The sequence below is a fragment of the Sphingomonas oligophenolica genome (assembly GCF_039522915.1).
In the GTDB taxonomy this organism is placed as follows: Bacteria; Pseudomonadota; Alphaproteobacteria; order Sphingomonadales; family Sphingomonadaceae; genus Sphingomonas; species Sphingomonas oligophenolica.
The window spans coordinates 23645-36225 of record NZ_BAAAEH010000002.1 but is presented as its reverse complement, the minus strand read 5'-3'; the positions used below and the strand labels follow the sequence as shown (position 1 = coordinate 36225).

Sequence of the window (12581 nt, the reverse complement as noted above, 5' to 3'; positions counted from 1 at the left end):
CGCGCAGCTTATCGACTGACGCGCCAGACTATGTTGCCGACATCATCCGCCACCAAGAGGGCGCCAGTCCTATCGATGGTCACGCCGACCGGCCGCCCCTGCGCATGGCCGTTGGCGTCGAGAAATCCGGTCAACACATCGGCGGGCTTGCCGCCCTTGAGCGGCTGGCCGTTGGTTCCGAACGGTATAAAGACCACCTTGTAGCCCGACGCGGGTACCCGGTTCCAGGAGCCGTGCTCCCCGACGAAGGCGCCATTGGCGAAGGCCGGACCCAGCCGCGCCTCCGCCGCGAAGGTCAGCCCCAATGCCGCCGTATGCGGCCCGAGCGCGAAATCCGGCCGCGTCAAACGGGCGCGAAGCGCGGGATTGGCGGGCGTCACCCGCAGATCCTGATGCCCGCCCCAATAATACCAGGGCCATCCGAAATGCTCGCCGGCCTCCAAGTGGGTCATGTAGTCGGGAGCGAGGTCCGACCCCAACATGTCGCGCTCGTTCACCGTCGTCCAAAGCTGGCCGGAATGGGGCTCGAACGCCAGTCCGTTGGGGTTTCGCAGCCCCTCCGCGTAGATCGAGAAGGTCTTTGCCCGGGGATCGACCTTCCACACGGCCGCGCGATGAAATTCGGCCGCGATCCCGTTTTCGGCGATGTTGGTGGATGATCCGACGGTCACGAACAAGGATTTTCCGTCCGGGGCGACAATCACGTTGCGGGCCCAGTGGCCGCCCGGCGGCAGCTTCACCACGACTTCGGGCTTCGCGGTTATGTGGACGCGCCCGACGGAAAACGGCACCCGCACCAGCGCATCGCTATCCCCGATGTAGAGGTAGCCACCGAGCAGGGCCATGCCGAACGGCGAGTTCAGACCGGCGATCAGCGTGCTTCGGTATTCCGCGACGCCGTCCTGATCGGCGTCACGCAACAGCGTGATCCGGTTCGGCGACGGGACGTCAGCGCCGGCCTTCTTCATCGTCTGATCCGCTACCCAATCTTTGATCGAGCCGCTGTCCTTTTCAGGCGGCGCATTCGTCTCCGCCACGAGCACATCGCCATTCGGCAGGCGGTAGAGCCAGCGCGGATGGACGAGCCCCGTCGCATAGGCATTGACCCGCAGCCCGGCCGCGGGAGTCGGCATGGCACCGGGCGCCCATCCCTTGGCGGCGGCCACACGCATCGTTGGAAACCATTGCGGCCGGGGAGGCGTGATTGCCGGATTGGCGCCGCTCACCGCCTCGACACTCAGGCGCGCCTCGTCCGGGATGCTGAACCAGAGGATCGCACCCGCGATCGCAGCCACCAAAAGACCGAACGTTATGAGGAGGTGTCTGCGCATTGCCGTTTCGCCGATGTCACTGTTGCAAATGGTGGCCTGCTCAGCCGCCAGTGCCGGTCGCGAGCGGGAGTTGCAGTTGCGATCCCGCCCGGCCGACACGGATCGTCCAATGCTGGCCCTCCAGCGACGGGCTATCGAAATGCGCCCTGTCCGTCCCCGCGATTACCAGACGGATCCGGGATCCCCTGGCGAATACATGGGAGGTTGGTTGGAGCCGGATCGCCAGTTTGATACGGCGGTTGGCCGTATCGGTCAGCTGATCCGCCGCCAGGTCCGAATGCGTCGGTAAAGTGCTTGCGTAGCCGACGGGTCCGATCGCGCTGTGGGATGCCCGGAGCACGCCTTCGGTCACGTAGAAAGCAGCCCCTGATGGCTTAACTTCCTCAAGGTAGACAAAATAGTCCGCATCCGCGGTGGTATTTTTCAGGTCCAGCGTCACGACGGGATGGCCTGTCACGCTGGCCGGCGACGTCAGCGCCTGTCCCGTGAACGCCAGAAGCTGCCGGTCGACGGTAGCGCGGTCGCCATAATAGACCGGCGCGCCGCCAAGCGTGGTGTTCCAGCGCGTATTGTCGCCCGTCTGCGCGTCGGCGGTCGGCACATAGTCGATCGTGCCTGCCCCGGCGCAAGGTCGGGTCTCCAACGTCCTGGTCGGGCTGAAGCACAATGTCATGGTCTTGGTCGGCTGTGGCCAGGTCGACGACGATTGCCATGTGTCGATGCCGGAGGTGAACCACCGCACTCGAGGCTCCCGTTCATATCCGTTGTCCATGCCCGCGACATAATGATCGAAGAAGCGCAACACTTCGGCATCGGCATCGAAGTTGGCAGGCATTGGGCCGGTCACACTGGGCGCGTAAAAGGCCCGGACGCCGTGGTTAGCCGACGGGATGACGAGCCACTGCTGGCGCGACGTGGTGTTGCGGAAACGCTCGATCGCCGCATTGGCATAGCCCGAGTCGTACCAGCCCGCGATGGCCAGCAGCGGGGTCTGGAGCTCGTCGATCGATCGGCGATATCTGGCGGGGTCCGGCCACGCTGCCGCCCCGGACGCCCAGGCGTCGTCCCTGAACTTCACCGCCCGGAGCTCAGCCGCGCTATCGAGATTGTGCTGGTGCTCGCCGATGGCAGCCGCCACCTGCTTGCCATCCTCGTCGCCATCGACGGGACAAGGCCCGTGCCATCCGAGCTGTGCCAGCACGGGGATGGCCTCGGGATGCCCCGCGTCGAGCGCCTTGTTGAACGCGCCCCAGCCGCCGATGAAGAACTTGTTCCTGGCACCGCCGGGGAAATCGAGATCGGCGTAGAAATCATAGCCCCCGGATATCGGCGCGACCGCCTTCACCTTTGGGTTATGGTTGCGAAGAAGCATTTCCGATGTCGTTCCGACATAGGAAATGCCGTCCGCGCCGACGCTGCCGTTCGACCAGGGCTGCGCCGCGATCCAGTCGACAAGGCGGGAGCCATCTTCCACCTCCGGATCCGAAAATTCGGCAGGTCGCGTGCCGTAGGATGCGCCTGTACCGCGCACATCCGCGACGATCACGGCATAGCCGCGCAAGGCGAAGAAGGCATAATGCGGCGCGACGATCTTGCAGCTTTTCACAGGATCGGCACCGATCGCCTGCGAACGATAGTAGCGCGTCTGCTCCAGGATTGCGGGCAATCGTGGGCCGGTCGCATAACCTTCGGGAAGATAGATATCGACGGCCAGCCGGGTGCCGTCCGGCATGGCCACATAGGTTGAGCGCTTCAAGACGCTCGCGGCCGTCGCCGGTCGCACCGCCCGGCTGATCGATGGCGGCGCGTCGGGCGCCGGTGCCTGCGCGCGTGCAGCCTGATTGCCCATGGCGGCGATCCCGAGCGCGACCATCCCGCCGCATGCGAACAGATTAGACCTGAGGGTGAATGACATGGGTACCTTCGTTCATGGGCTGGTTCCCGCCGGTTTCGGCAAAGAAGGCGGCGGCCAGACGGCCGGGGCGCCCAATCGGTTCAGCAGAGCGTGATCAGAATCCGACGCGGCCGGTGATGCCGATCGTGCGGGGCCGGATGCGGTAGGCAACCTGCGGCAGCGCCAGCACCGGGCCGACCATAAACGTGGGCGCAGCCGATCTCGCGCCATCACTATCGAGGAGATTGCGGCCAAAGATGCTGATTTCGACATTCTTGTGGATGATGCCCGCGCGCAGATCGAGCGTGGCATAATCGCCGAACCGAATGCCCTGCGATGCGAAATCGGTATAGGATGGTCCGATATATTGCCCGCTGGCGCGGACATAAGCGGCGTCACCCTTGCGGCTGAAGTTGAGTTGCGCGTAGGCGGCGCCCTGCGTGCGCGGCGACGCTGGCAGGCGATCGCCATCCTTGGCGCCGATGAGGCCCGTGGTCCGGACCAGGGTGGGGGCATCCTCGGTCAGCGCCGCATTGCTCAGCGCCATCGAACCCCCGACATCCAGCCAGGAAAGCGGCTTCGCGGCTACTTCCAGCTCCATGCCATAGATTCGGGCGCTACCGGCATTGCCCGTATAGTTGATATTGTTGGAGAGCAGGGAGACCTGCAGATTTTTCCAGTCGATGTAATAGCCGGCGCCGTTCAGTTGCAGCCGGCCGCCGAGCAGGCTCGCTTTGATACCGGCTTCATAATTCCACAGGCTGTCCGATCCGTAGGAGGTCGGAATTCCGGGCCCGCCGAGGCCGGCGGTCAGATTGGCGCCACCAATGCGATACCCCCGGGATGCCTGCGCATAGAGCGATACATGGCTGGTGGGGTGATACATCACCGCAAAACGGGGGTCGTAAGACGTCTGCCGTTGCGGGATCTGCAGCGTAAGGAAGGTCGGGCCGCCGGTCAGAAGAATGCCGTTCGATACGCTGGTGATGTCGAGCTTGGTGCTGGACACGCGAAGCCCGGCCGTCAGATCCAGGCGGTGTGCGATCGTATAGGTCACCTCACCGAAACCGGCGATTTCCTGCTGCCGGCCGGTGCTGCGCAGGTTGGTGAGATTATCGGTGCCCAGGAAAGGTACCAGCCCGGGTGCAGAGATCGTCTGGCCGCCGCCGGTGTTGGCGCGAAGATAGAAGCCACCCACCGTCCACCGTAACGGCCCGCCGCCCTTGGAGCTAAGCCGCAATTCCTGCGTGTAGATGTTGGCGGCGTTGAAGGTTCTTGCCGGCGTGACATGGTCCACGATCGGAAGGCCGAAGATCGCGGCGACGGCATCGGTGTAGAAACCGCCATCATCGATGCTGTCGACCGTTCTGCGGATATAGGTCGACGACGAAAACAGCGACACCGCGCCGAAATCATAGCGAAGGCCGAGGTTTGCGAGCGTGCTCTTCGCGGTATTGCTATTGGACGCCCGCTCGGTCGTAACCTGGCCGTCGATGCCTGCGGGCTGCGCATAGAGGCTGTCCCCCAGCGCATAGTCGCGGCTGTTCTGGTAGGCGCCGGTCAGCGATATGGAGAATTCTTCGGTCGGCTTCGCGGCCAGGGCAATCCGCCCGCCATAGGTCTTGTTGCGGTTGGCGTCCCTCTGGCCGGTGCGGATGTTATCCACCCACCCCCCTTCGTTGAACCCGTATCCGACAGCGCGAATCGCCACGCGATCCGAAACGAGCGGCACGTTCACCACCGCATCGCCCCATTGCGAGCCCGCGCCGTCCTTGGTCGAGGCAACGGTGCCTTCGACCGATCCCGAAAATTTGGTCATGTCGGGCTTGTTGGTGATGTAGCGGACGGCGCCGCTCAGCGAGCCGGAGCCGAACAGTGTTCCCTGCGGGCCGCGCAGCACCTCGACACGCTCGATATCCACGATGCGCAGATTGGTGGTGGTCAATCCGGCGGTGGCGGGATCGACGGGTATGTCATCGAACAGCACTGCGACGGTGGGCTGCTTGAGATTGAGCGACGTGTCCGTAGTCACGCCACGGATCGTCAGATTGGTGTTGTTGCCGCCGCCTGCGCCCGGATTAATGAGGCCGGGCGTATTGGCGACGATGTCTTCCAACTGGGTGGCGCCGCGCCGGCGGAGCTGCGCTCCAGTCTCGGCGGTGATGCTTGCGGGCACGTCGATCAGGCGCTGGCGGCTCTTGTTGGCGGTAACGATGATGTCGCCCGGTACGGCGACAGGATCGCTGGCGCCGCTTGGCCCGGCAACCGGATCGGCCGAAGCGAGGGCGTTCTCCGCCGGCGCGACGACCGCGCCATCCGATAAGGACGAGGCCGAAGCGGCGCGAACGATCGCGATCGCTCCGCTCCTGTCCCGCCACGCGACGAAGCCGCTTTTGTCGAGGATCGCGCCAAGTGCCGCCTGCGCCGAGGCGGTCCCGCGAAAACCTTCTGAGCGGATGCCACGAATTTGATCGGTCTTGTAGATGATCGGCAGGCCGGACTGCCGGCTGAACATATCGAGGGCCGATTTCAGGCTTCCCGCGGCGATGTTGAAGGAACGGTCCTGCGCATGCACCGGCGCGGCCACCGCGACGATGCACAGGCTGGATGCCAAAAGTACCGGAAAGCCGATGGTCCGCATGTATCTGTCCCCCTTATCGGCGCCTGCTCTGCGCAGCCCGCCGGAAGTGGAGACAGCCGGCTGTCGTAAAAATGTAATGCTCAGCCAGAAATTTTTACGGTGGACGCCGTTTCCTCGACCTTGAGCCCATAGGCATTGCGCAGCAGCCGCACGAAAGCATCGGGATCGGACGCCGGAAACGTACCGCCGATGCGGATGGCCGCCGCTTCCGGATCGGTGATCACCATTTTCCTGACATTGTATCGATTGAATTCGGCCGCCGCGTCGGACAGGCTTGTCTGATCGAAATCGAGCATGCCGCTCCGCCAGGCCAGGGTGCTCTCGACGCTCTCCTCCGATCGCGTCGTCACGAGCGTCGCCGGGCCGCGGGCGAGCGCAATGTCGCCCCCCACGATCACCGCCGAACGCACGGTATGATTGTCGGCCACCTGATCGACGCGGACGCGCCCCTCAAGCACGGCGACCGTAACCGCGTCGCCCTCACGGCGGACCGAGAATTTCGTACCAAGCACGGTGACCTGGCGATCGCCTGCGTGAACGACGAAGGGCAGGCCATTCAGATGCGCCACTTCGAAGAACGCCTCGCCCTTGTCGACCCACACTTCCCGCTTTCGGGCCGTGACCGTCGCTCTCACCGATGTGGCGGTGTTGAGCTGGACATGGCTGCCATCGGAGAAGTCGACCATCTTCCTGCCGCCGATCGGCGTCGCGTAAGCGGCCGCCACGGATGAGGGGTTCGGCCGGAAGATCGGCTGCCATGCGGTGTAGGCAATGCCGATGAGAACGACGATGGAGGCGGCGATGGCCGCCGGAAGCCAGCCGGGGCGGCCCCAACGATAGCCGCGGTCGTTAGCCGGCCCGCGTTGCTTGCCGCCCAGCGCTCCGATGCGATCAGCCTCTTTCCAGCTATACTTCAGGCGCCAGTAGGCGGCCTTGTTACCATCGGCCTCGGCCAGCCAGGCTTCGAATGACGCCTGGTCGTTCGCATCCCAGTCGCCATCCTCCTGCGCGATAATCCACTGCGCCGCTCGATCGGATGCCTGTTCCGCGCGGCTCACGACTCGTCACCCTTGCTGCGGCTGCGGGCAAACCGCTGGCGAACGATTTTCCCCGGCCCGCCAAGCATGTGATCCGCCAAAGCTCTCATCCCCATCATCACCTGATGGCTCACCGCATCCTTGCCAATCCCCAGCCTGTCGGCGGTTTCCTGGACATTGAGCCCCTCGATCTTGCGCAACTTGACGATTTCGCGGACCCGCGGGCTGAGCTTTTCAAGCCCTACCTGGAACTGGCGCAGCGCCTCACGGCTATCGAGATGACGATGGGTTTCGTAGATATCGACGGCGCGATCGACCGTTTCCAGATCCGCGACCAGATCGAACGAAACGATCCGCGCGCGCTTCGCCTGGTTGATCAGATGATTGCGCGCGATCGTGAACAGATAGGGGCGGGTCGCCAATGGCAGGCAGGTTCGGGCGCTCCCGATCGCCAGTTCATAAACGTCGTGCCTCAGATCGATCACGTCGTCTGCAACTCTCCAGTTGCGCTGGATGAAGCGCGTCAGGGATCCTTCGAGAGGTAGCACCTCTCGACAGAACCAGTCTTCGATGGCCTTGTCGTCGATCATGATCGCGGTTCGGTTTGCCCCCTACTGCCAGATGTGTCCTTGCGGTAGACAATCGGCGCGCGGAAAAGTGTAATTCTCTCCGTAGCCCGCAGCCGATATTTTTGAAGGCACGGTTTATCCCGGTCCACCGGTCCCAGCCCGGTGGAAAGGCCCCTTGGGCGGACACAATTAGCACGCGAGATTTACTTTAGGCGCCACGCAGTGCAGCAGCTAGCGATGCGGCCGAGCAGATCGGTTGTGCGCGGCGTCGCGCGATGTCGCGGAAACGACATGTCGGTTCTTCGAGAAGCTTGAGCGACCCGGCTCGTGGTCGTCCAGACCGACCGGCAAAACCAGCGATGGACCGGGTTAAATGTACTTCCTCGGGCCGCCGCCGCTCCGAGCGGATGCCCACACAATACTGATGAGCGGTAGCCGGACCATCAACTCAGGATCGATCGATGACCGGTCCCTCTCTTTGTAGAAGGGGCGCGGAGCGGTCATCGCACGACCAGTCAACTGAAGGGCGGTCCCGACCAATTATCGACCTTCGGGGCGAGCCCGCCCCACCCCGGCTGCTGATCGACAGGATCGCCCCTGCGGTGCATCAAGGGCTCGCCACGAGGCTGATTTAGACGATGATCGCGCGCGTATCGAAGGCCGTGCGGAAAAGCCCTTCATGCACGTCAAGATCGGGATCATAGCAGCAACGGCGTACCAGATGGATCTGATAGTCCGCATCGCTGGCCCAACTTATGCTGGATAGAACCACGCCGCTGCTCGTTATCCCAGCCATCACCAAGGTATCGATACCCTGGACTTGCAGATCAGCATGCAGCGACGTGCCAAAAAAGACGTTGACGCGGGGACATGCATAGAGCCGATCATCCGGAAGAATCGCCAATCCGGCCGCTGGCTGTGGGTCGCGAAACCGGCCTGTGGTCGTGAGATTGGTGACCAGCCGGTTGCGATCGCTTGCCGCCTCGTAATCCACGCCAAGCGCGAAGTTTGCGAAGATGACGGGACGCCCTGTGGGCCGCCAAGAGGCGATCAACAGATTGGCCTGATCCAATAGCGGTGGCTGGCGCTCCGCGAACAGGAGATCGAAGACATCGGCCTGGAAGTGCATTAGGATAAGTGCGGCCCGGCCCACTTCAATGTCGTCAATTTTCATCATATAAAAATCGTCCATAAAAGCGGGTGCGACGCATCCATCGTCACACCCGCTCACTGCTTATCGGAATACGACTTTCAACTCGGCTCCATATGTCCGCGGCAATGCTGGTGTCAGGGCCTGGATGAATGGCAGGAGGACGATCGACTCGGCATTGTAGCGCTTGTCGAAGATGTTTTTGCCAAAGAAGGACAGCGTCCATCTGTCGGAACCGACGTTGATGCGTGCGTCGACGAGATCCACCGCCGACCGCCGCGATCCAGGCGTATTCGCGATATCGAACCACTGTGGACCCACGCGTTGGTAATCCACTCGGATACTCCCCCGCAGCGTATCGCTGAGCGTCGCGTCATACTGCGCGCCAAGATTTACGGTGTATTCGGGCACATTCGGCAGCCGATTTCCTTGCGCGGTCGGGTCGCTCGGAAAGCTTTTGATTTTGCCGTCCGTCAGACCACCAGCAATGAAAAATGTGAACGGCTTAAACCGGATCGTGCTGTCGAATTCGATACCCTGAATATTCGACTTGGCGATCGGATTGATCGTTTGCAGTGTCGCTGCCGGAATGAACTGAAACTGCTGCAGGTTACTCACCCGGCTTCGGAAAGCGGCGACATTCAATTGCACGCGACGATCGAGGAAGCTGGTTTTGAAACCGACTTCCAGCGCTCTATTGACCTGTTTTCCGTACTCGCTGGGGACGCTGTTGTTGGTGAGCGTAGCGGTTTGCGCCGGGTTAAACCCGCCGCTGACGAAGCCCTGCCCGTAGTCGATGTACAGATTGAGGTTGTTTAGGGGCTTATAGCTGATGGTCAGCTTCGGCTCGACACCTTCATATGTTTGTCTGCGGACACTCCCACTAAACGTCGAAAAGGCCGGCGGTGAAATGTTGGTCTGCTCTCGTTGCTCCCGATCGTACCGAATGGCGCCAGCGAGATTTAGCGTTTCCGTGATCGGAACATTCACCTGCGCGAAGGCGGCATAGACATTGTAGATATATTTATCGTTGACGATGGCCAAGGTCGGATTGACGCTGCCGGCGGGGAATGGGCCTACTCCATCAGTTACGATACCGTTGCCCGTGTCCTGACCGGTCGTGGTACTGTCGTTCCGATTGATATGGGCGTAGTAGCCGCCGACGATGTAGCTGAAGCCCTTTACTGGTTTTGACGTATATTTCAGTTCCAGAGTTGAAGTCGTGGTCTTGAACGCCGCGCGTTGTGTGGTGTCGGCAACAGGAGTGTAGGGAAAGCCGTCTGCCACAATATGCTCATAAACATAAGTGTGCGCCGGGGTAAGCACGAGGTTGCCTGGCCCGACGTCATAGTCAACAACGGCGCTCATCCCATATTTGTTCTGCACGTCTCGACCGATGACGTTGGAGAGAAACGGAATGCTCGTATCGTCGGTGTTGAGTACCCCGATCTGAGTCACGTAATTTACCCCGGCCCCTTCGAATCGCGAAACATTGCCGCGGATGCTTACGGTAAGATTCTGCGTTGGCGTGAGATCGAGCCTCGCGCGGGCACCCCGCTCGAAGAGCGGATCAACGTTGCGCTTTGTCGTCGCGTTATAGAAGAAGCCGTCGTTGGAGCGCTGATATGCACCGACCCGGAGATACGCTTTGTCTACAGCGATCGGGATATTGAGCGACGCCGTGGCCTTAAATGCATCTGCGTTGCCATATCCTGCGCTGGCCGTGGCCTGAAAGAAGTCGGTCGGCGGCTTAGTGCGAATGACTATGGCTCCGCCAATCGCATTGCGGCCGTAAAGCGCCCCTTGCGGACCCTTCAGCACCTCGATCTGGTCAATATCGAACAACTCTTGATTGAGCTCCTCGGCCGAGGCGAGCTGAACTCCATCGACGATGACAGCCACAATCGAGTCGGCTGAGCGCGCCTGGGCAAGACCACGGACTGTCACGAAGGCTTCTCCGGCACGATCGACTTGGCTGATCGTGATGTTCGGGATCGATCTCACAAAATCTGACGGTCGGCTTATGCCCCCTTTCTCGATCGTCTCCGATGTCAGCACCGATACGGTGGCCGGCGTATCGAGGAGCGACGCATTACGCCTGGTCGCTGTCACTACGATGTCACCGATGGGCTGATCAGCTGAGCCTGCAGCCCCGGTTTGCTCTACGGGCGCCGAAGTCGCAGCCGATGGCCCTGCCTTTTGGGCCTGGGCCGGAAATCCATAAATCTGCGAGATGACAACCGCCAACGCGGTTCCTGATGCACGTGCATAGAATCTGGTTTGTGTATTCATCGACTTTCCCCTTTTGGTAGTTACTTGAACACTGAGTCATCACTCATCAGATTTTGGATTTTATTTCAGATGATTTAGGATCAGATCGCGCGCGGCCGCTCGGTGTTTGGCCAAAATGACCGGTACGCTGCCACGAGAAGCGCAACAGCGGGGACAGTGGCAAGCAGCGAAACAAGCATGGCTAGCCGCAGTGCGGATGCCGGCGACGCGCCGCCATTTGTCATCGCTTCGCTGATCGCGCCGATCACATACGGGCCGAGCGCAGTCCCCAGGAAAACCTGACAGACGATATAGGCAGCCGATGCCGTGGCCCGATTGCGCGGCGGGGCAAGGCTGTTCACATTGGCTGCGCCCGGCGCGACATACATCGCGGAGAAAAAGTTGAACGGTATCGTCATCAAGTACGCCGCGTTCTTGCCCGGAAGCAACACGATCGCCACCATCGCTGCGGTAGCGACCGATACCGCAACCGCAGCTACGACCAAGCGGCTACGCTCTCCGTGACGCTCAACCATATGGTCGGTTATGGCACCCCCGATGGTTACCCCAAGAAAGCCCATCGTCGCGTAAGACAGGCCGAGGACAAGGCCAACCTCCGAGGTCGAAGCCCCGTGGATGCGTTGGAAGAAAACAGCCAGCCAGGCGAGCGCCCCGGCAGTGAGAAAAAAGCAGCCCGAAAAACCAAGGCTTCCAAGCACCAGCGGTCGACAAGAGAATATGGCGTGGAACGCTTCGGGATCGCGGTGCTTCAAATTCTGGCACCAGGTCGTGAAGACATAGATACCATAGCCGAGCGTTCCCCACTGAGAAGCGCCGCCAAGCAAGGCGATAATCAACATTGCGCCGAGTCCAATGCACAATGCCGCCGCAACATTCGTGATTGCCGCGCGGCGACCGCCAGCCCGCCAGACCAGGATTAGACCGCTCAAGGGAAGCAGGGCCGCCAACTCGGCCCCTATCGCGTGAAAGGGACGTGGGTGCGGTTCTACCGTCACACCATCCGCCGCGCCGCGCCGCGGTTCGCGCAGGCTGAAAACCCATGCAGCAAGGGCAAGTCCTGGCAAACCGACCAGGATGAAGGCAGCCTGCCACGCCCTGAGCCCGAACGGCGCCATCTCAGGCAAGGGGAAAGCCTGCTTCCAGTTGTCCAGAACAACGCCACCGACGATCAAGCCGAGTCCAGCGCCGACGAAAATGCCACTGGAATATATCGCCAGCGCTGTGGTTCGCAGACGCTTGGGAAAATAGTCGTAGAGGAGCGAGTACACGGCCGGCGACGCGCTCGCTTCTCCAACGCCAACCAACATGCGACAGGAAGCGAGTGATATGAAGCTGCTGGCAAAACCGGACAAGGTCGTCATCAGGCTCCACAATGTAAGCCCTGCCGAAACCAAACGGGTCCGGTTTATTAAATCGGCGGCCCGGCCCAGTGGAATCCCAAATACAGCATAAAAAACAGCAAACGATGTGCCGAGCAGAAAGCCCATCGCGCCGTCGCCGATCCCTAAATCATGTTTGATATCTTCGGCGAGAATCGACAAAACCTGACGATCCAGGAAGTTGAAAACATAGACCAGCATAAGGACAAAAAGAACGTAGTTGCGATAGCGGGTGCTGCGCTCCCCGTCTCCGCCCGGCGTGGTCAGACTCATGTCATTTGTCTCCGG

Annotated in this window: 8 protein-coding genes; all 8 read right to left on the bottom strand. The window is 61.5% G+C overall.

The window, feature by feature from the left end:
- Positions 1-8: 8 nt before the first annotated feature.
- Entirely contained in the window at positions 9-1331 is a 1323-nt protein-coding gene (locus tag ABD050_RS00445; protein WP_343887137.1) for a PQQ-dependent sugar dehydrogenase, read from the bottom strand.
- A gap of 40 nt (positions 1332-1371) precedes the next feature.
- Positions 1372-3246, bottom strand: coding sequence for a CocE/NonD family hydrolase (locus ABD050_RS00440; RefSeq protein WP_343887136.1), 1875 nt, complete (start codon positions 3244-3246; stop codon positions 1372-1374).
- A gap of 94 nt (positions 3247-3340) precedes the next feature.
- Positions 3341-5866 (bottom strand): TonB-dependent receptor, encoded by a 2526-nt coding sequence (locus ABD050_RS00435; RefSeq protein WP_343887135.1) that lies wholly within the window; start codon positions 5864-5866, stop codon positions 3341-3343.
- Between the two features lie 80 nt (positions 5867-5946).
- Complete coding sequence (locus ABD050_RS00430) at positions 5947-6924, bottom strand: FecR family protein (RefSeq protein WP_343887134.1); 978 nt, start codon at positions 6922-6924, stop codon at positions 5947-5949.
- Positions 6921-7493: an RNA polymerase sigma factor gene (locus tag ABD050_RS00425; RefSeq protein ID WP_343887133.1), complete on the bottom strand. Its 573-nt coding sequence runs from the start codon at positions 7491-7493 to the stop codon at positions 6921-6923. The genes ABD050_RS00430 and ABD050_RS00425 overlap by 4 nt, the downstream gene beginning before the upstream one ends.
- A 610-nt stretch (positions 7494-8103) precedes the next feature.
- Positions 8104-8664: a cysteine hydrolase family protein gene (locus ABD050_RS00420; RefSeq protein ID WP_343887132.1), complete on the bottom strand. Its 561-nt coding sequence runs from the start codon at positions 8662-8664 to the stop codon at positions 8104-8106.
- A 42-nt stretch (positions 8665-8706) separates the two neighbouring features.
- Positions 8707-10914: a TonB-dependent receptor gene (locus ABD050_RS00415; protein WP_343887131.1), complete on the bottom strand. Its 2208-nt coding sequence runs from the start codon at positions 10912-10914 to the stop codon at positions 8707-8709.
- Positions 10915-10994: 80 nt separating this feature from the next.
- Entirely contained in the window at positions 10995-12566 is a 1572-nt protein-coding gene (locus tag ABD050_RS00410; RefSeq protein WP_343887130.1) for a spinster family MFS transporter, read from the bottom strand.
- Positions 12567-12581: the final 15 nt, after the last annotated feature.

Bases quoted from the DNA above. Each gene is read 5' to 3' on its own strand.
- ABD050_RS00445 (WP_343887137.1), bottom strand. From the start codon at position 1,331: ATGCGCAGACACCTCCTCATAACGTTCGGTCTTTTGGTGGCTGCGATC.
- ABD050_RS00440 (WP_343887136.1), bottom strand. From the start codon at position 3,246: ATGTCATTCACCCTCAGGTCTAATCTGTTCGCATGCGGCGGGATGGTC.
- ABD050_RS00435 (WP_343887135.1), bottom strand. From the start codon at position 5,866: ATGCGGACCATCGGCTTTCCGGTACTTTTGGCATCCAGCCTGTGCATC.
- ABD050_RS00425 (WP_343887133.1), bottom strand. From the start codon at position 7,493: ATGATCGACGACAAGGCCATCGAAGACTGGTTCTGTCGAGAGGTGCTA.
- ABD050_RS00420 (WP_343887132.1), bottom strand. From the start codon at position 8,664: ATGGACGATTTTTATATGATGAAAATTGACGACATTGAAGTGGGCCGG.
- ABD050_RS00415 (WP_343887131.1), bottom strand. From the start codon at position 10,914: ATGAATACACAAACCAGATTCTATGCACGTGCATCAGGAACCGCGTTG.
- ABD050_RS00410 (WP_343887130.1), bottom strand. From the start codon at position 12,566: ATGAGTCTGACCACGCCGGGCGGAGACGGGGAGCGCAGCACCCGCTAT.